This window comes from Agromyces sp. NPDC127015 (genome assembly GCF_042725165.1).
In the GTDB taxonomy this organism is placed as follows: Bacteria; Actinomycetota; Actinomycetes; order Actinomycetales; family Microbacteriaceae; genus Agromyces; species Agromyces chromiiresistens.
The window spans coordinates 562,017-579,847 of record NZ_JBHXDI010000005.1 but is presented as its reverse complement, the minus strand read 5'-3'; the positions used below and the strand labels follow the sequence as shown (position 1 = coordinate 579,847).

The following is a 17,831-nucleotide window of genomic DNA, read 5'->3' as shown; positions in this document are numbered from 1 at the left end:
CTCATCACCCACATGCATGTGCGCCCGATGCACCGCATGCCCGAGCCCCAGCGGGTCACCCTGCCGCACGTAATGCATGTCCGCCAGATCGGTCGCCTCGTTCACCTTCTCCAGCTTCGCCGTATCGCCCTTGCGCTCCAGCGTCGCCTCCAACTCCGCGACCCGGTCGAAATGGTTCTCCAACGCGTTCTTGTTCCGACCCGTGATCATCAACACATCCGTCAACCCCGCCGCCACGGCCTCCTCGACCACGTACTGGATCGCCGGCTTGTCCACCACCGGCAGCATCTCCTTCGGCATCGCCTTCGTCGCCGGCAGGAACCGCGTCCCCAACCCCGCCGCAGGAATGACCGCCTTCGTGATCCGCTTCGTCATCGATCGTGCCTCTCCGTCTGTCGTCGTGTCATGTCGTCGTCTGCGCGTGCCGCCCCCGTCGGCGGCGACGGCAGCGCTCAGGCCGGGCGGAACCCGGTCGTCTCGGGCGGCGGCGCGTGCCGGATCATGAGGTGCCGGGTCACCGAGTAGTCGAGCAGCGGCTCGATCGACATGTCCTTGCCGAAGCCCGACCCCTTGACGCCGCCGTGCGGGGCCTCCGACGCGATCGGCAGGTGGTCGTTCACCCACGTGACGCCCACGTCGAGCGACTGGCTCACCCGCAGCGCGCGGCCGACATCGGTCGTCCAGACCGAGGAGGCGAGCCCGTACGCGCTGTCGTTCGCGAGCGCGATGCCGCCTGCCTCGCCGTCGAACGGCAGCACCACGAGCACGGGGCCGAACACCTCGCCCTGCACGATCTCCGACGACTGCGCCGCGCCGACGAGCAGGGTCGGTGCGAAGTACGATCCCGGGCCATCGATCGACCGGCCGCCGACGAGCGCCTCGGCCCCCTCCGCGACGGCGCGCGTCACGAAGCCCTCGACGCGCGAACGGTGCGCCTTCGACACGAGCGGCCCGATGTGGGTCTCGGGGTCCATCGGGTCGCCGGCGACGACGCTCGCGACGGCCTGCCGCAGTGCCGCGACCCCGTCGTCGAAGATCGAGCGCTCGAGGTAGACGCGGGTCGCCGCGGTGCAGTCCTGTCCCGAGTTGTACGTCGCCCCCATCGTGACGGCCTGCGCCATCGCGCCGAGGTCGGCGTCCGCGAAGACGATGACGGGCGCCTTGCCGCCGAGCTCGAGATGCACGCGCTTCACGCCGTCGACGGCGCCGCGCATGACGGCCTTGCCGGTCTGGGTCGACCCGGTGACGCTCACCATGTCGACCTCGCGGTGCGTCACGAGCGCCTGCCCGACCTCGGCGTCGCCCGTGACGACGTTGAAGAGGCCTGCGGGCAGTCCGGCCTCGACCGCGAGTTCGGCGAAGCGGAGCGTCGTGCGCGGGGTCGCGGGCGCGGGCTTCACGATCACGGCGTTCCCCGCGGCGAGCGCGGGACCGGCCTTCCAGATCGCCATGATGAGCGGGAAGTTCCACGGTGTGATGCCCGCGACGACGCCGACGGGGCGCCGGGTGAGGATCGACGTGTATCCGTTCGAGAACGACCCCGCCCCGGTGCCGTCGAGCGAGCGCGCCGCCCCGGCGAAGAACCGCAGGTTGTCGATGCCGAACGGCAGCTCGCCGTCGAATGCGGTCGTCCAGGGCTTGCCCGAGTCCTCGACCTCGAGGCGGGCGAGATTCGCCGCGTCATCCTCGAGGGCGTCGGCGAGCCGCAGGAGCGCGAGCGAGCGCTCCCCCGGCGTCTTCGCGGCCCACGCCGGCTGCGCCGCCCGCGCCGCCGCCGCGGCCTCGTCGACGTCGGCGACGCCCGATGAGGTGAACGCGGCGACCTCCTCCTCAGTGGCGGGATTGGTGATCACGGCGTCGCTGCCGGTGCCGGCGCGGTAGTCGCCGATGAAGGTTCCGGTGCTCATGGAGAGCTCCTCTCGTCTCGTTCACCGAGTCCGTCGGAGCGGACCCAGCGGTCGTGCGGCTCGCGTCGACGGGCTCGGCGAGCGGGTGGTCAGGAGTTGAAGCCGAGGCCGAACCGGTCGAGCGTGCGCAGCCACAGGTTGCGTCGGCCCTCGCGGGCGTCGGCCGCGAGGATCGAGCGCCGCGTGAACTGCACGATCGGGTTGCGGAGCGGCTCGGGCGGGATGGGGAACGGACGGCGGCGCACGATGTCGTAGCGCAGGCGCGACGTCGGCTCGCCCGAGAGCAGGTCGAGCGCGACGTCCGCCGAGAATCGCGATGCCCCCACGCCCAGGCCGGTGTGCCCGACCGCATAGGCGACCCGGCCGCCGCGGGCGGTGCCGTACGCCGCCGTGAATCGGGTCGTCGAGTCGATCGGCCCGGCCCACCGGTGCGTGAACCGCACGCCGTCCAGCTGCGGGAAGGTCTCGAAGAAGTGGCGCGCGAGCAGTTCGTGCGAGGCGTCGCGCTGCTCGAGCCCCGCATCGACCCTGCCGCCGAAGTAGTACACGGCGTCCCAGCCGCCGAACAGGATGCGCCCGTCGGCGGTCGGCCGGTAGTAGTGGAACTGGTTGCCCGCGTCGGTGAGCCCCTGCCCCTCGGACCAGCCGATCGCCGCCTGCTGCGCGGCGTCGAGCGGCTCGGTCATGAGCACGTGGTCGTAGAGCGGCATGATGTAGTTGCCGAGCCGCCGGAGCGGCGCCGGGTAGGCCGCGGTCGCGATGACCGCGTCGCGCGCGTCGACGTGCCCGAGCACAGTGCGCACGCGCACGCCCGCGCCCTGCCGGTCGATGCCGGTGACGGCGGATGCCTCGAAGATGCGCACCCCGCGGCGTTCGAGCTCCGCGGCCATGCCCCAGGCGAGCCGCGCGGGGTCGATGAGCACCGTGCCGGTGCGGTCGCGGAGGCCGCCGAGGTACGTCGGCGAGTGCACGTCCGCCTGCACCTCGTCGCGGTCCTGCAGTTCGAGCTCGACCCCGTGCCTGGCACCGAGCTCGTGCGCCTCGCGCAGCCCGTCGAGCTGCCACGGTTCGATCGCGATCGTCGTCTTGCCGGCGCGTCGCAGCCCGCAGTCGATGCCGGCCGCCTCGATCGTCGCGACGAGCTCGGCGAGGTTTCGCTCGCCCTCGTCGTGCAGGGCGCCCACCTGGTCGGGCCAGATCGCGGTGCCGTGGGTGAGCCCGTGCGTGAGCGAGCTCGAGACGAAGCCGCCGTTGCGCCCGGTCGCCCCGTGCGCCACGCGTTCGGCCTCGAGCACGACGACGGATGCCGCGGGGTCGCGCTCGAGCGCCCGCCAGGCGGTCCAGAGGCCGGTGAACCCCGCCCCGATGACGACGAGGTCGGCCTCGTCCTGGCCGGTCAGCGATGTCCGCGGCGACGGGGCGCCGTCGCGCTGCGCGTGGTCGGTCCAGTAGGCGCGGGGCGCTGCGTCGGCGAGCGCCGCCTCGGCCTGCGCCTGCGCCCGTTGCTGCGCTCGCGCCCCGGTGGCGCTCACACCCGTTCCCGGGCGCCGACGCGCTCGATCACGTCGGCGGCGGCCGAGACGCCGTCGCGCGAGCGGATCTCCGCCCCGGCGGCCGCCACGCGCTCGCGCAGGGCCGCGTCGCCCACGAGGGTGCGCACGGCGTCCGCGAGCTCGTCGGGCGTGAAGCGGTACGGGTCGAGCCGGAGGCCGTAGCCCTTCTCGTGGACGCGTTGCGCATTGTCGTACTGGTCCCAGAAGAGCGGCAGCAGCACCATGGGCTTGCCGAAGTGCAGCGCCTCGGTCGTCGTGTTGTTGCCGCCGTGGGTGATGACGAGGTCGACGAGCGGCAGGATCGTGGTCTGCGGCAGGAACTCGGCGCCCCACATGTTGTCGGCGAGCTCGATCTCGTCGTGCAGCGGCCCCTTCGAGACGATGACGTTGATCGGCTGGTCGGCGAGCGCCGCGATCACCCGGCGCATGAGCTCGACGTCGGCCGAGCCGAGCGAGCCGAGGCTGAAGTAGACGAGCGGGCGGCTGCCGTCGGTGAACGAGGCGGGCAGTTCGGCGGGTGCCTGCTCGGTCTCGCGCACCGACGAGTCGAGCCGGTGCCAGGTCTCGTCCAGGGGGCGGGCGTCGGTGTAGTCGAGCACCTCGGGGTAGACGTAGAGGTTCGCGTCGCCGCGGTGGATGAACTCGAGCTCGGGCAGGGCGGGTGCCCCCTGCTCCTGCACCCACGCGTCGAACTCCTGCCAGAGCGCGCGGTGCGTGCGGTCGTACTCGGCGCGGAACGCGGGCCAGGCCGCCCGGTCGTCTTCGGCCAGCCCCGAGAAGACGGGCGCGATGTCGTCGCCGGGCACCTCGAGCGGGTTGCACGACACGATGCGAACGAACGGAACGCCCGCGGTGACGAGCGCCGGGAAGGCGAGGACGTTGTCTTCGACGACGACATCGGGCCGCACCCGCTCGATGATCGCCTTCAGCTGCGGCTCGCAGTACTTCGCGCCGTCGACGAGCGCCTGCCAGATCGGGAGCGTGACCGTCTCGAGCTGCTCGGCGGTCGTCTTGCGGAACTCGGGCGACACCTCCCGGATGTAGTCCTTCCAGAACTGGCCGGCATCCTGCTCGACCTCCTCCTCGGGTGCAGGTGCGAGGTCGACGAGATCCTCCTCGAAGCCGAGGGCGGCGAGCTTGCCCTCCCACGAGCGCTCGGCGGCGAACACGACGCGGTGGCCGCGCTGCAGGAGCACGTTTCCGATGCCGATGCAGTTGTTCGTCGGGCCGTAGGCGCTCTCGGGCATGAAGAGGAAGGTGCGGCGCTCGTCTGCCATTGGTGACTCCTTCGTCGATTTATTGAATCGTGATGAAAAGAATTCGAGTTGTCAAGGGTTGCGAGAAATCTGGCCGCATCGACGTATCATTGACCAGCAGTACAGAGAACTCGACGGTGAGGGGAGCCCGAATGGCGCGGCCGAAGCGGCAGGAGGAGCGACGCAGCCAACTCGTCGCGGCGGCCCAGCGCGCGATCGCGGCGCACGGCCCCGACGGGGCGCGACTGAATCGCGTCGCGGAAGAGGCGGGCCTCACGTCGAGCGCGGTGCTGTACTACTACCCCGACATCGACGAGCTGATGTTCGAGGCGAACCGTGCCGGCATGGAGCGCTTCTACGAGGCGCGCGTGCGCATGCTCGAACAACTGCCCGACGACCCGGTGGCACGCCTGCTGGCCCTCGCGAAGTCGGGCCTGCCGAGCGGCCCGGGCGACACCGAGGTGCGGCTGCTCTGCGAGCTCGGCGGGTCGGCCGGCCGCAACCCCCTCATGGCGTCGCTGCTCACGACCCTCTACGACCGCCAGGTCGGCATGTATCAGGTCGTGCTCGAGCAGGGCGCCGCACGCGGCATCTTCGCCCTCGCGCAGCCGTCGCTCGTGATCGCGCGCAACCTCGTCGCCCTCGAGGACGCGTACGGCTATCGCATCATCGCCGGCCACCCCACGATCGACCACGACGGGGCCTACGAGCTCATCGTGGCGAGCGCGCGGCTCGCGACGGGTCATGACCTGACCCCCTCCGCCTCCTCCTGAGGCGTGCCCGCGACGCCGGTCGGTTCCGCCGAGTCATCGGTGCCGTCCTGGTCGTCGACGGTCGCCGCGTCGCGGGAGACCGCGGCCGCCCGCCCGAACCGCACGCCCACCGCGTCGCCGCGGGTGAGCGCGCTCGTGCCGTGCACCGAGGCGATGATCGGCGCCGCGAGGCCCGCGACCTCGATCGAGAGCGTCGACGCCCCGCCGAGGAAGTAGGTGTCGACGACGACGCCCGAGAGCGCGGCCGTCGCCGCATCGGCGGTGAGGTCGACGTCTTCGGGTCGTACGACCGCGGTCGCCGGGGTGCCGTCGGGCAGCGCGTGCGCTGCCACCTCGACGGCGCCGACGCCGGGTACGTCGACCCGCCCCGGGCGAACGACACCGTCGAGCAGGTTCGCCGAGCCGATGAACGACGCGACGAAGCGCGTGGCCGGGTTCGCGTAGAGCTCCTGCGGGGTGGCGAGCTGCTCGAGACGACCGTCGCGCAGCACGGCGATGCGGTCCGCCATCGACATGGCCTCCTCCTGGTCGTGGGTGACGACGACGAACGTGAGCCCGACCTCGTGCTGCAGCCGCTTGAGCTCGAGCTGCATCGACGCCCGCACCTGCCGGTCGAGTGCCGAGAGCGGCTCGTCGAGGAGCAGCAGCCTCGGGCGCTTGACGATCGCGCGGGCGAGCGCGACGCGCTGGCGCTGGCCGCCCGACAGCTGGCCCGGTCGGCGCTTGGCGAGGTGGCCGAGGCCGACGACGTCCATCACCTCCGCGACGCGCTTCGCGGTCTCCGCCCGGCCGACCCCCTCGGACTCGAGCCCGTAGGCGACGTTCTTCTCGACCGACATGTGCGGGAACAGTGCGTAGCTCTGGAACATCATGTTCACCGGGCGTCGGTGCGCCGGCATGCGCAGCAGGTCGTCGCCGTCGATCTCGATGCGACCCGCGGCCGGCGTCTCGAAGCCGGCGATCGAGCGCAGCAGCGTCGTCTTGCCGCACCCCGACGGTCCGAGCAGGGCGAAGAACTCGTTGTCGGCGATGTCGAGCGAGATGTCGTGGAGGGCGACGGTGTCGCCGTAGACGGCGCGCACGCCGTCGACGCGGAGGAGGGGTGCGGTGCTCACTTCACGGTTCCTGTCAGTCGGGTCAGTCGTTGCGCCGCGATCACCGTGACGATGCTCACGAGCAGGAGGATGGTGGCGAGGGCGTTGACCTCGGGCGTGACCCCGAAGCGCACCATCGAGTAGATGACGATCGGCAAGGTCGGCTGGGTCGGCGCGGTGGTGAAGAACGCGATCACGAACTCGTCGATCGAGAGCGTGAACGCGAGCAGCGCGCCCGCGACGATGCCCGGGGCGAGCTGCGGCAGGGTCACGCGCATGAAGGTGCGCACGGGACCTGCGCCGAGGTCGCGCGACGCCTCCTCGAGGCTCTGGTCGAGGCTCGCCATGCGGGCGAGCACGATCGCGGTGACGAACGCGGTCGCGAACACGGCGTGCGCGAGGATCGCCGAGTGCAGGCCGAGCGTCAACGACAGCAGCGAGAAGAACGTGAGCAGGCCGATGCCGAGCAGCAGGTCGGGCAGGATGGCGGGCGCGATCGCGAAGGCGCGGATGAGTCCGCCACGCGTGTACTTCTGGATGCCGTACGCGAGCAGCGTGCCGAGCACCGTCGCGATCGCCGTGGCGCCGGCGGCGACGACGAGCGTGTTCGCGAGGCCCTGCATGATCTGCTCGTCGGCGAAGAGCTCGGGGTACCAGCGCAGCGAGAACCCGCGCCAGACGAACAGGTTCTCGGAGTCGTTGAAGCTCATGATCACGACCACGAGGATCGGCAGGTAGAGGAACGCGTAGCCGAGCCACAACGGCACGAGGATGCCTCGGGCCTTGCGCACCGCCCGCGGCGCCGACGCCGGATCGGCCTCGCGCATCGCGGTCGTCGGCGGGTTGCCGGTGTCAGCCACGGCGGCTCCCTTCGGTCAGGCGCCGCGAGACCGCGGACTGCACGAGGATGACGAGCACGAGCATGATCGTGAGCACGAGCGCGAGGGTCGCGCCGAACGGCCAGTCGCGCGCCTCGAAGAACTGGTCGCGTACGAGGTTGCCGACCATGATCGTCTTGCCGCCGCCGATGAGCTCGGGAATCACGAAGTTCGACATGGCCGGCACGAACACGAAGATGCAGCCGGTGAGCGCCCCCGGCAGCGAGAGCGGCAGCGTGACGGTGCGGAAGGTGCGCCACGGGGTGGCGCCGAGGTTCGTCGCCGCCTCGCGGAGCGACGGATCGAGCTGCTGGAGCGACGCGTAGAGCGGCAGCACCATGAGCGGCAGGTACATGTAGAGCAGTCCGACCACGATCGCCTGCGGGGTGTACAGCATCGCGATCGGCTCGTCGACGATGCCGAGCGACTGCAGCCACTGGTTCACCCAGCCCGCATTGTTGAGCAGCAGGATCCACGCGTACGTGCGGATGAGGAAGTTCGTCCAGAACGGCAGCACGATCGCGACGAGCGCGACGGTGCGCCACTTCGGCGAGAGCCCGGCGATGGCGTACGCCATCGGGTAGCCGATGAGGAGCGCCAGGAGGGTCACGACGAGCGCGACGCCGACCGACTGCACGATGACACCGAGGTACAGCGGCTCGAAGAGCTTCACCCAGTTGTCGAGCGTGAACTCGAACACGACGCCGCCGAAGCGGCCGCGCTTGAAGAAGCTGTAGAACGCGAGCAGGCCCACCGGGATCGCCATGAAGGCGATCAGGAAGACGAGGCCCGGGGCGAGGAACGGAACCGGGGCGAACCCCCGCCGCGCGCGGGGTGCGCGTACGGCGGGGGCCTCCCGGTCGAGTGTCGACGTCACGGCGTCAGTTGGTCGCCAGCACTTCGGCGTTGAGGTCGACGTACTTCGTCGTGTCCTCGCCGAGGTCGACGATGACCTCCTGCTCGAACAGTTCGTCGACCGAGATGCCGAGCGTCGGGTACTGCTCGACGAGCGCCGGGTCGAGGGCCTCCATCGCGGCCTGGTTCGGCACCTTGTAGAGGATGTTCTCGGCGACCCAGGTCTGCACCTCGGGGTCGAGGATGTAGTTGACGAAGGCCATCGCGGCCTCCTTGTTCTCCGAGCTCTTGAGCACCGTCATGGTGTCGACCCACAGGTCGGCGCCCTCGTCGGGGATCACGAACTCGATGTCGGGGTTCTCGGCGATGCCGTAGTTGCACCAGCCGTCCCAGGCCTCGACCATGGCGGCCTCGCCAGAGACGAGCTTCGAGTAGAACGTCGTGTCGTCGTAGGCGAGGAGGGTCGGCTTGGTCTCGAGCAGCTGCGCCTTCGCCTCGTCGAGCTCGGCGTCGTCGGTCGTGTTGAGCGAGTGACCGGCGGCCTTGAGCGCGGGCATCGCGAGCCAGCGGTCGGTCGAGAGCATCGTGGTCTTGCCCTCGAGCTCGGGCTTCGGGTCGAGCAGGTCGTTCCACGACGTCGGTGCGAAGCCGGTCAGGTCGGGACGGTAGCAGAGGCCCGTCGTGCCCCAGGCGTACGGCTCGGAGTAGACGTTGCCCTCGTCGTAGTCGAGCTCGAGCGCCTCGGGGTAGAGGTTCTCCTCGTTCGGGATGAGCGACTTGTCGAGCTCCTGGAGCAGCCCCTGCTCGCCGAGCGCCTGGGCGTACTGGCCCGAGACGAACGCGACGTCGATGCCGGGGTCGGCGCTCGCGGTGAGCTTGGCGACGATGTCCTCGTTGGTGGTGTGGTTCACGATCGTCGTCTTGACCCCCGTCGCCTGCTCGAACTGCTCGGCGAGGTCTTCGGGGTAGTAGTCGGCCCAGATCGACACCGTGAGCGTCTGCTGGCTGAGGTCGGCGTCGGGGTCGAGCGTCTCGTCGGCGGCACCGCCACCGGAGGAGGCGCACGAGGAGAGGGCGAGGGCGAACGCGAGTGCGCAGCCCGAGGCGGCGACGATTCGACGGGTCGAACGCATGGGGAACCTCCTGCAACAGTGGACAAGGTTGAGCGATTGTTGCATCGGTCATCAAGAAATGGCAATGGCTCCGAGAAAACACTGGAGCGGGCTTTGCCGAATAGTTATAATCCGAATTCAATGAACTCGACGATGAGCGACGGCTCCACCATCAGCGGCGCAGAGCCGGTCGTCGGCGGGCGCACGCTGTCCGTCGGCGACGACGGAGCGCTGCTCGCCGACGGGCGGCACCCCGCTGCCGGCGACGGCCTCGCCCGTGCGCTCGCCGCCGCGGTTCCCGGCTCATCGATCACGGCGGATGCCGCGGAGCGGGCGATCACGGTCGACCAGACGAACGTCTCGGTCATCGTCGACGAGCGCCTCGTCGTGAAGCTCGTCGGCCGCTGGGGCGCCGCCGACCGCGCCGGCGCCCTGCTCGAGCGACTCGCCGAGGCGGGGTCGCGCGACGTCGACCGGCTGGTCGGCCGAGTCGAATGGCGGCATCCCGAGCTCGGCAGGTCGACGATCGCGATCGTCACCGAGTACCTGCCCGGTGCCGAAGACGGCTGGACCTGGGCGGTCGACGACGTCGTCGAGCTGCTCGGCTCGGGCACGGAGCCCGAGTGGCCCGGCCTCCTGGGTGCACGCGTCGCCCGCATCCACGGCGTCCTCGGCGCCTCCGCCGTGACGTCCGGCGACGACGCGCCCGCCGCCCGACTGGTCCGCGCCGAGGATGCGCTCGCCCGTGCGCTCGAGGCCGCCGATCCGGCCGACGGCGAGAGCGGAGCGCGCCTGCACAACCGCCGCACCTCGCTCGCCCGAGACATCCGGTCGCTCGAGGGCACCTCGCCCGGGCTCGAGTTCCCGATCCACGGCGACCTGCACGTCGGGCAGGTGCTCGCCTCCCCCGACGGCTCCGGCACCCGGCGCTACACCGTCATCGACTTCGACGGCGACCCGCAGCTCTCGGCCGACGACCGCGAGCGCGCCGACGCGGCCGCGCGCGACGTCGCGCACCTGGTCGTGTCGCTCGACCTCGTCGCCGCGGTCGCCCAGCGCCGCATCGGCTGCGCCGACGACCGCGCCTTCGCGTGGGCGGATCGGGCCCGGTCCGCGTTCCTCGAGGCGTACCGGTCCGAGCTCTCACGCCCCGAGCTCTTCGACGAGGCGCTCCTGCCCAGCTTCTGCGCCGAGCAGCTCGTCGCAGAACTCCACTACGCCGACCGATTCCTGCCCGTCTGGCGCTACGCGCCCGACGCCGCCATCACCCACCGCCATCGATCGACCGACGAACATCCGGAGACCCAGTGGACCCCACCGCCTTCCGCGCCGACCTCGACCTGATCCCGCACTCGCTCGGCGCGCTCGCCGATGCGCTCGACGCCGGGCTCGCGGGCCTCGACGAGGTCGCCGCGCTCGCGCGCGGCGCCGTCGAGCGCGTGCTCGTCGTGGGCATGGGCTCGAGCCGGTACGCCGCCGACGTCGTCGCGCGACGGCACCGCGCGGCCGGCGCGCACGTCGTCGTCGAGCTCGCGAGCACCGAGCTGCTGCCCGCGCCCGCACCCGGCCTCGTCGTCGTCGCCGTGTCGGCGACCGGCGGAAGCGTCGAGGTGCTGCGCGCCGTCGAGCGGTACCGCGGGTCGGGCCGGCTCGTGGCCATCACCAACCGCCCCGGCTCCGCCCTCGGCGAGGCGGCCGACGTCGTCGTACCGCTCGTCGCCGGCACCGAGGCATCCGGCGTCGCCTGTCGCACCTTCCGGGCGACGTTCGCCGTCGTCGACGCGGTGCTCCACGCGCTGCGCCCGGTCGCCGAGCCGGGCCGTGCCGCACGATTCGACGCCGCGGTGCTGCGCCGGGCCGCCGACGCCTCGGCCGACCTGCTCGCGACGAGCTCGAGCTGGCTCGACCCGATGACCCGACTGCTCGCCGGGCCGTCGGGCACCTGGACCCTCGCCCCGGTCGAGCGGCTCTCGAGCGCGCAGCAGTCGGCGCTCATGCTGCGGGAGGTGCCGCGGGTGGGCGCGTTCGCCTCGGAGACGGGCGACTGGTCGCACGTCGACGTGTACCTCACGAAGACCCAGGACTATCGGGCGCTCGTGTTCGCCGGCTCGGCCTGGGACGACCAGGCCCTCGAGTGGATGGCGATGCGCGAGTCGCGCTTCGCGTCGGTCGGCCGGGAACTCGCCGGCGCCGAGCTCGTCGTGCGGCATGCGCACGACGACGAGCCCGATGTCGCGACGCTCGCCGAGGTGATCGTCGGCGAGCTCGTCGCGAACCGCCTCTTCGACGGAGAGGGGGTGCGCGAGGGCGCCTGATGCCGCGCGTCGGGTGTCCGGCACTCCTGCCGGCCCGGGCATCGAACTTGCTCCATGTTCAGCACCGCTCCACCGATACACCGATACGGAAACAGCGAGGTTCATCATGCAGGCAACTCCCCGCGGCACGACGCCGCTCAGTTCACGGATCGGCGCGATCCTCCGCGCCCACGGCGAAGCCGAACGGCGCGGCATGCCCGTCGACGAGGTGCTCGGCGAGGCCGCTGCGGCCCGCGCCGAGGCATCCGGCTCGAGTTCTTCCGACACCGGACGACCGAAATCGCCGCCCAGCCGGCGCGACGCCCTGAGGGTCGCGGGCATCGCCGGAGCCGGCGCGGCACTCGCACTGGCCTCCTCGCCGATGCCGGCCGCCGCCGCGGCGGCGAAGCCCGCCCCTGCCCCGAGCGTCGGCATCGTCGGCGCCGGGCTCGCCGGTACGCGGGCCGCCCACTGGCTGTGGCGCACGAAGGGCGTCGCGTCGACGCTCTTCGAGGGCAGTGCCCGCGCCGGCGGCCGCTGCTACAGCCTGCGCGACCACTTCGACGACGGCATCGTCGTCGAGCACGGCGGCGCGCTCATCAACACCGACCACAACGCCATCCGCAACCTCGCGTCGAGCCTCGGGCTCAGCCTCGACGTCGTCGCGGGCGGCAGCTACATGGGTTGGGTCGACAAGTACCGCATCGACGGCGCCGACTATCCCTACGACGACGCGAACGACGACTGGGGCGAGGTGTACCAGGCGATGAAGGCCGACCTCGCCGCCGCACCCTACTGCCAGACCCACGACGTGCACACGGCGGCCGGGGTCGCCCTCGACGGGATGACGGTCGACGACTGGCTCGCGGCGAAGGTGCCGGGCGGCCTGTCGAGCCGCTTCGCGAAGCTCATGCAGTCGAACGTGATGGCGGAGTACGGCCTCGAGTCGCACGAGCAGTCGGCGCTCAACCTCGTCTACCTCCTCGGCTGGAACGCCCAGAACAGCCTCTCGCCGATCAACGGCGCCGACGAGAAGTACGTGGTCCGCGGCGGCAACGACCAGATCGTGTCGCGCATGCTCGCGGAACTGCCCGCCGGCACGGCGCGCTACGGCCACGAGCTCATCGCCGTCAAGCGCAACGCCGACGGCACCGTGCGGCTCAGCTTCAAGGTCGGCAACCAGACCGTCGACAAGACCTTCGACCGCGTCATCCTCGCGCTGCCGTTCACGACGCTGCGCGAGTGCGACCTCAGCCAGTCGGGCTTCTCGTCGCTCACCCGGCGGGCGATCGACGAGCTCGGGCTCGGCGCGAACGCCAAGGTGCACGTGCAGGTCTCGCACCGGCCGTGGGTCGAGCAGGGCTACGGCGGGGCGGCGTACACGAATCCGTCGGGGTTCCAGTGCGGCTGGGACGACACGGCATCGCACCCGCTGCCGGTCGGCGTCTACAACTTCTTCCCCTCGGGCGACCAGGTGAAGGCGTGGTCGGGCCAGCCCTTCGGCGTCGCCCCGGCGGCGCAGGTGCAGGGGCTGCTCGCGCAGCTCGAGCCGATCTTCCCGGGCGTCACGGCGGCGTACACGGGCAAGAGCTACCGCGACTTCTGGTGGGCGAACCGCTGGTCGCACGGCGCCTACACCTGCCAGCGGCCGGGCCAGTACACGCAGCTGTTCGGCGTGGGCTCGACCCCCGAGGGCAACGTGCACTTCGCGGGCGAGCATACGAGCGTCGAGTACTACGGCTTCCTCAACGGGGCGGTCGAGTCGGGCGAACGGGCGGCGAAGGCGGTCGCGCTCTCGTGAGCTGACGTCGCGCCCGCGGGGCGGGGCGTTCGAGCTCTCGGATGCCTCCGCTTCGCGGGCGGGCCCCTCGGTCGCAGCGAGCCGGCCCCGGGGCATCCCCGGGTTCGGACATGGCGGGTCGCTACTGCTGGGCCGCGCGATACCGCTCGACGGCGTTGAGCCCGCCGGCGATCGCCCCGAAGAGCACCGCGGCGATCGGCCAGACGATCCACGAGATGCCCCAGGCGTGACCGATGAAGCTCCAGCCGAGGAACACCGCGACGACCAACGGCCAGTAGAAGGCGCCGATCACCCCGACGATGCTGCGGTCGCCGTCGCTCGCCCGGCGACCGGCCGAGCCGCCGCCCGAGAGGGTCTCGGCGACCGAAGCGGCCCAGTTCGCCGGGAGGAAGATCAGGAGCCCGACCGCGACGATGACGAGCATCGCCGCGACCGCGACGCCGATCCAGGCGTTGGACACCGACGGGGGCGCGAGCAGGCTCACGCCGAGCACCGGGGTGACGGCCAGGATCCAGAGCGCGACGGCGACCTGCAGGGCAGTCGACCGCCTCGGCGCCGCCTCCGCGGCGAGCTGCTCCGCCCACCGGTCGACTCCGGGCGAACGGGTGAACTCGCCCGTGGCGAGTCGGTGGTACGGCGCCAGCTCGCCGGCGCGGCGCACGACCATGAGCACCGCCACGAGCACGACCACGAGCAGGCAGGCGAGGCCGATCATGGCCGCGGCGTCCTGGCCGACCCCGATCACGCCGCCCGCGCCCAGGGTCGCCAGTGCGATGAGCGGCGCGGGCGAGACGACGAACATCGCGATCGCGAGCGCCAGGCGCGGCTCGCTGCGGCGGCGGGCCTCGGCGTACCGCTCGGCCTCTTCTTGGCTGACCGGTGCCGGCGCGGGCACCTTGCGGACGGCCGGCGCACCCGGTGCGGACGATGCGACCGGCGCTCCGCCCGTGCCCTCGAGGCCGCTTCCGGACGGTGCGATCTCCGCGCTGATGCCGAGCACGGGCGCCAGTTCGTCGAGATTGCCGAACTCGGTGATGACGCGCCCGACGGCCTCGTTCTCGGACATGCCCTGGGCGAGATAGCCGTGATAGGCGTCTTCCATCATCGCGTGGAGCTCGGCCTTCGCCTCGAGCAGCCGCGTCGTCTTCGGGTAGGCGCCGAACATCGTCTCGAGATAGGCGGTGATGACGTTCATGCTTCGACCCCTTCGATGAATCGATCGACGACGGACTTCGTGTCGCGCCACTCGGCGACCTTCGACTCGAGGTAGGCGAGCCCGTCGGCGGTGATCTGGTAGTAGGTGCGCGGCTTGCCCGACTCCGAGGCGCCGGCGTACGAGGTGACGAGGCTCGCCCCCTCGAGGCGCTTCACCGCCGAGTACAGGGTGGTCTGCTTGATCGAGTACTCCGCGCCGGTCACCGCGTGGATCTGCTGCGCGAGCTCGTAGGCGTACGAGGGACGCTGTCGCAGCAGCGACAGCAGCATCAGATCGACGTAACCGCGAATCGCGTCGGCGCTGATCATGACGACCTCCACTCCGCACACTCCGTTGATATTTCCCTCAACGTACTATGTGTGACGTAGTACGTCAAGCATTCCGACCGGGACGGGGAAGGTCGCGCCGGCGGAGCCACGGCTGGCACCACGAGGCGGCGTTCGAGAGCAGCGCCACCATGCCCATGGCGAAGATCACCGGCGCGGGTCCCCACTGTTCGGCGAGCACGCCGGCGAGGACGCCCGCGATCGGCATGCCCGCGAAGTTCACGAGCTGGGCACTCGTGCTCTGCCGCGCCAGCATGTGCTCGGGCACGTACGACTGGATCCAGGTGCGTCGCAGCACGTTCGCGGCGACGATGCCCGCCACCGCCAGCGCATCGGCGACGACGACGATCCACAGCACCGGACCGGGCTGGGCGAGGGCGAGCAGCGGCAGCATCAGCCCCGCGCCGGTCAGCATGATGCTGATGCCGCGCGCGTCGCCGAGCACACGGCCGAGCCACGGCGCCGCGAGCGCCCCGACGACGCCGCCGATCGAGGTGATCGCGAACACGGCGCCGATCATCGCGGCGTCGAGTCGCAGGTCGCGGCTCAGCCACAGCACGAGGATCGCCTGCTGGCCGATCAGGCCGAAGTTCGCCACGGCGCCCTGCACGACGAAGAATCGCACCATCCGGTCGCCGAACACGAGCCTGAGCCCCGCACGCACCGATGCCCAGAGCGGCTCGCGCTCGACTCGTCTCGCGACCGGGTGGGGTCGCATCGCCACGAGGCAGACGAGCGAGACCGCAAGTCCGATCGCCTCGCCGAGCAGTCCCTTCACCGGCCCGATGAGCTGCCCGACGAGACCGCCGATCCCCGGACCGACGGTGTTCGCGGCGTTCTCCGTGCCGAACAGGAGGCTGTTGGCGAGCGCCCGATCGGGTTCCGGCACGATCCGCACGAGCAGCTTCGTGTAGGCGGAGCGGAACGCGATCGTCGCGGTGCCGACGACGAGCGCGACGATCACGAGCTGCCAGAGGCTCAGCACGCCGAGCATCGCGGCGACCGGAACGAAGGCGTACGCCGCCATCGAGATCGCGTTCGCGCCGATCATCACGGCGCGCGGCGAACGACCGTCGACCCAGGCGCCGATCGGCAGGCCCACGACGAGCCACGGCAGCCACGTCGCCGCTGCGATCACGCCCATCCACGTCGCCGAGGCGTCGAGCAGGTCGACCGCGATGAGCGGCAGCAGCACGCTCGTCATCCCGGCGCCGGTGACCGACGCCGCCTCGCCCGTCCACATCAGCAGGAAGTCGCGATTGCGCCAGACTCCCCCGCCGCGCCGGCCGTTCGCCGCCGGGACGGCGACGACGTCCTGCGGTGCCTCGGTGCCGCCTGCGACCGGGCGCTCGACGCTCGGCGCCTGCTCGACGCTCATGGGTGGTTCGGGAATGCGCGCGCCCACACGAGCACGGCCTCCCGCCCTTCGCGCTCGCGCCCGGCGAACGAGCGCAGCACGGCCTCGAGCGCCTCGCCGAGCTCGGTCGCCTCGTCGGCCGTGAGCCACAGCCGCGACTGGTGCGCGAACGCGACCTCGGCCCATTCGGGCCGATCATCGCGCTCGGCGAGCCACTGGCGGGCCTGGGCATGCTGCTGCTCGAGCATCTGCTCTTCGATCGCATCGGCGACGACGCGCGCCGCGGGATCGGTGAACGCCGTCGACGACCAGCGGATGCCGCGCTGGGCACGTTGCCACCAGTGCTCGCGAGCGTCGCGCGCGAGCTCGGGCGCCTCGACGATGAGGCCGGCTCGCGCGAGGATGCCGAGGTGATGGCTGGCACTCCCGATCGCGACGCCGGCCTTCTCGGCGAGCATCGAGACCGTCGCCGGACCGTCGACCGAGAGCAGGTCGTACAGACGGTTGCGCAGCGGGTGCGTGAACGCCTTCAGCACATCGACGTCGACGACGTCGCGGATGCCGTCGGGCTCCTGGATGGGTTCCATGCCCTTCACGATAGATGCACAAGTGTATTTGTACAAGTCTTCTTGTGCATCTTTTCGAGCGGGTGAGGGTGCGCCGATGAGTACGATCGCACAATGGGGATCAACGATCATCCGCAGCCTCAACGCTGGTCCGAGGCTGCCGCCGGTCCTGAGCTTCGCATCCCGTTCCGGTTCGAGGAGGCCCTCACCGAACGTTTGCGCCTCCGCATCATGACCGACGCAGACGTCGATGCCGTGCACGCTTATCAGTCGAGGACCGATGTCTGCGAGTATTTGCTCTACGAGCCGCGTGATCATCGCACCGTCTCAGAGAAGATTGCGAAGTGGTCGCAACGCACGACACTCGAGCGCGAAGGTGAATCTCTCGAACTCGCAGTGGAGCGCCGAGCCGACGGTCAAGTCATCGGCGATCTCTACTTCTCACTGAAGACCGTCGAGCACTCTTGCGCCGAGATCGGCTGGGCGTTGCACCCAGACCATCAAGGGCTGGGATACGCCACCGAGGCTGCGGCGGAGTTGCTGCGGATGAGCTTCGCGACCATCGGCCTGCACCGGGTCATCGCCGAGGTCGACCCACGGAACGACGCATCCGTAGCGCTCTGCCGGAGGCTCGGGATGCGCCAGGAAGCACACTTCATCGAGGAACTTTGGTTCAAGGGCGCTTGGGCCGACACCGTCGTCTATGCGATGCGCGAGACCGACTGGCACGACACGACGATCGCCGGCGCGGGGACTCTGCCGGCCCACTTCACAAGCGAAGGGCCTGATCGAACCCGGAAACCACTGAAGCCCGGATGACCGCTACTTCCGCGGTATTCCGGG

Annotated in this window: 17 protein-coding genes; 5 read left to right on the top strand and 12 right to left on the bottom strand. The window is 70.9% G+C overall.

Features of this window, described 5'->3' with window-relative positions; translation table 11 throughout:
• The 4 genes from ACFWGP_RS17440 to ACFWGP_RS17425 all read right to left on the bottom strand — a co-directional run.
• Nucleotides 1-375, bottom strand: a 375-nt coding sequence (locus ACFWGP_RS17440; RefSeq protein WP_376931456.1) for a UTP--glucose-1-phosphate uridylyltransferase, incomplete at its 3' end; no start/stop codon positions are given.
• Nucleotides 376-452: 77 nt separating this feature from the next.
• A complete protein-coding gene (locus ACFWGP_RS17435) occupies nt 453-1,907 on the bottom strand; it encodes an aminobutyraldehyde dehydrogenase (RefSeq protein ID WP_275507122.1) in 1,455 nt (484 codons plus the stop codon).
• 89 nt (nt 1,908-1,996) lie between these two features.
• The gene (locus tag ACFWGP_RS17430) at nt 1,997-3,439 is read right to left on the bottom strand and encodes an NAD(P)/FAD-dependent oxidoreductase (RefSeq protein WP_376931455.1); all 1,443 of its coding nucleotides are present in this window, start codon (nt 3,437-3,439) and stop codon (nt 1,997-1,999) included.
• Nucleotides 3,436-4,737 carry a glycosyltransferase gene (locus ACFWGP_RS17425; RefSeq protein WP_231430682.1) on the bottom strand — a complete coding sequence of 434 codons (1,302 nt, stop codon included), beginning with the start codon at nt 4,735-4,737 and terminating at the stop codon, nt 3,436-3,438. The genes ACFWGP_RS17430 and ACFWGP_RS17425 overlap by 4 nt, the downstream gene beginning before the upstream one ends.
• 131 nt (nt 4,738-4,868) lie before the next feature.
• Here ACFWGP_RS17425 and ACFWGP_RS17420 point away from each other — a divergent pair, with 131 nt between their 5' ends.
• Nucleotides 4,869-5,489: a TetR/AcrR family transcriptional regulator gene (locus tag ACFWGP_RS17420; protein ID WP_231430681.1), complete on the top strand. Its 621-nt coding sequence runs from the start codon at nt 4,869-4,871 to the stop codon at nt 5,487-5,489.
• Here the strand turns inward: ACFWGP_RS17420 and ACFWGP_RS17415 are convergent.
• The 4 genes from ACFWGP_RS17415 to ACFWGP_RS17400 are packed head-to-tail and all read right to left on the bottom strand — an operon-like array spanning nt 5,459 to nt 9,449.
• Nucleotides 5,459-6,604, bottom strand: a complete 1,146-nt coding sequence (locus ACFWGP_RS17415; protein ID WP_231430680.1) for an ABC transporter ATP-binding protein — start codon at nt 6,602-6,604, stop codon at nt 5,459-5,461. The genes ACFWGP_RS17420 and ACFWGP_RS17415 overlap by 31 nt on opposite strands.
• Nucleotides 6,601-7,443, bottom strand: coding sequence for an ABC transporter permease (locus ACFWGP_RS17410; RefSeq protein ID WP_231430679.1), 843 nt, complete (start codon nt 7,441-7,443; stop codon nt 6,601-6,603). Before ACFWGP_RS17410 ends, ACFWGP_RS17415 begins: the two co-directional genes overlap by 4 nt.
• Nucleotides 7,436-8,338 carry an ABC transporter permease gene (locus ACFWGP_RS17405; protein ID WP_275507127.1) on the bottom strand — a complete coding sequence of 301 codons (903 nt, stop codon included), beginning with the start codon at nt 8,336-8,338 and terminating at the stop codon, nt 7,436-7,438. Before ACFWGP_RS17405 ends, ACFWGP_RS17410 begins: the two co-directional genes overlap by 8 nt.
• A gap of 4 nt (nt 8,339-8,342) precedes the next feature.
• On the bottom strand, nt 8,343-9,449 hold the full coding sequence (locus ACFWGP_RS17400) for a spermidine/putrescine ABC transporter substrate-binding protein (RefSeq protein WP_231430677.1): 1,107 nt from the start codon (nt 9,447-9,449) through the stop codon (nt 8,343-8,345).
• Between the two features lie 120 nt (nt 9,450-9,569).
• Between ACFWGP_RS17400 and ACFWGP_RS17395 the strand changes: the two genes are divergently transcribed.
• The 3 genes from ACFWGP_RS17395 to ACFWGP_RS17385 all read left to right on the top strand — a co-directional run bounded on the left by ACFWGP_RS17395 (nt 9,570) and on the right by ACFWGP_RS17385 (nt 13,523).
• A complete protein-coding gene (locus ACFWGP_RS17395) occupies nt 9,570-10,772 on the top strand; it encodes a hypothetical protein (RefSeq protein ID WP_376931454.1) in 1,203 nt (400 codons plus the stop codon).
• Nucleotides 10,736-11,743, top strand: coding sequence for an SIS domain-containing protein (locus ACFWGP_RS17390; protein ID WP_231430675.1), 1,008 nt, complete (start codon nt 10,736-10,738; stop codon nt 11,741-11,743). Before ACFWGP_RS17395 ends, ACFWGP_RS17390 begins: the two co-directional genes overlap by 37 nt.
• 106 nt (nt 11,744-11,849) lie before the next feature.
• Complete coding sequence (locus ACFWGP_RS17385; protein ID WP_275507129.1) at nt 11,850-13,523, top strand: NAD(P)/FAD-dependent oxidoreductase; 1,674 nt, start codon at nt 11,850-11,852, stop codon at nt 13,521-13,523.
• Nucleotides 13,524-13,644: 121 nt separating this feature from the next.
• On the opposite strand, the gene ACFWGP_RS17380 is transcribed toward ACFWGP_RS17385, so the two are convergent.
• From ACFWGP_RS17380 to ACFWGP_RS17365, 4 genes are all read right to left on the bottom strand, one after another.
• Nucleotides 13,645-14,718: a permease prefix domain 1-containing protein gene (locus ACFWGP_RS17380; RefSeq protein ID WP_376931453.1), complete on the bottom strand. Its 1,074-nt coding sequence runs from the start codon at nt 14,716-14,718 to the stop codon at nt 13,645-13,647.
• Nucleotides 14,715-15,047, bottom strand: coding sequence for a PadR family transcriptional regulator (locus tag ACFWGP_RS17375; RefSeq protein WP_275507131.1), 333 nt, complete (start codon nt 15,045-15,047; stop codon nt 14,715-14,717). Before ACFWGP_RS17375 ends, ACFWGP_RS17380 begins: the two co-directional genes overlap by 4 nt.
• Before the next feature lie 64 nt (nt 15,048-15,111).
• Nucleotides 15,112-16,443: an MFS transporter gene (locus ACFWGP_RS17370; RefSeq protein ID WP_376931452.1), complete on the bottom strand. Its 1,332-nt coding sequence runs from the start codon at nt 16,441-16,443 to the stop codon at nt 15,112-15,114.
• Nucleotides 16,440-17,009, bottom strand: coding sequence for a helix-turn-helix transcriptional regulator (locus tag ACFWGP_RS17365; RefSeq protein WP_275507133.1), 570 nt, complete (start codon nt 17,007-17,009; stop codon nt 16,440-16,442). Before ACFWGP_RS17365 ends, ACFWGP_RS17370 begins: the two co-directional genes overlap by 4 nt.
• Before the next feature lie 93 nt (nt 17,010-17,102).
• On the opposite strand from ACFWGP_RS17365, the gene ACFWGP_RS17360 reads away from it, so the two are divergent.
• The gene (locus ACFWGP_RS17360) at nt 17,103-17,807 is read left to right on the top strand and encodes a GNAT family N-acetyltransferase (protein WP_231430669.1); all 705 of its coding nucleotides are present in this window, start codon (nt 17,103-17,105) and stop codon (nt 17,805-17,807) included.
• The last annotated feature ends 24 nt before the right edge of the window (nt 17,808-17,831 follow it).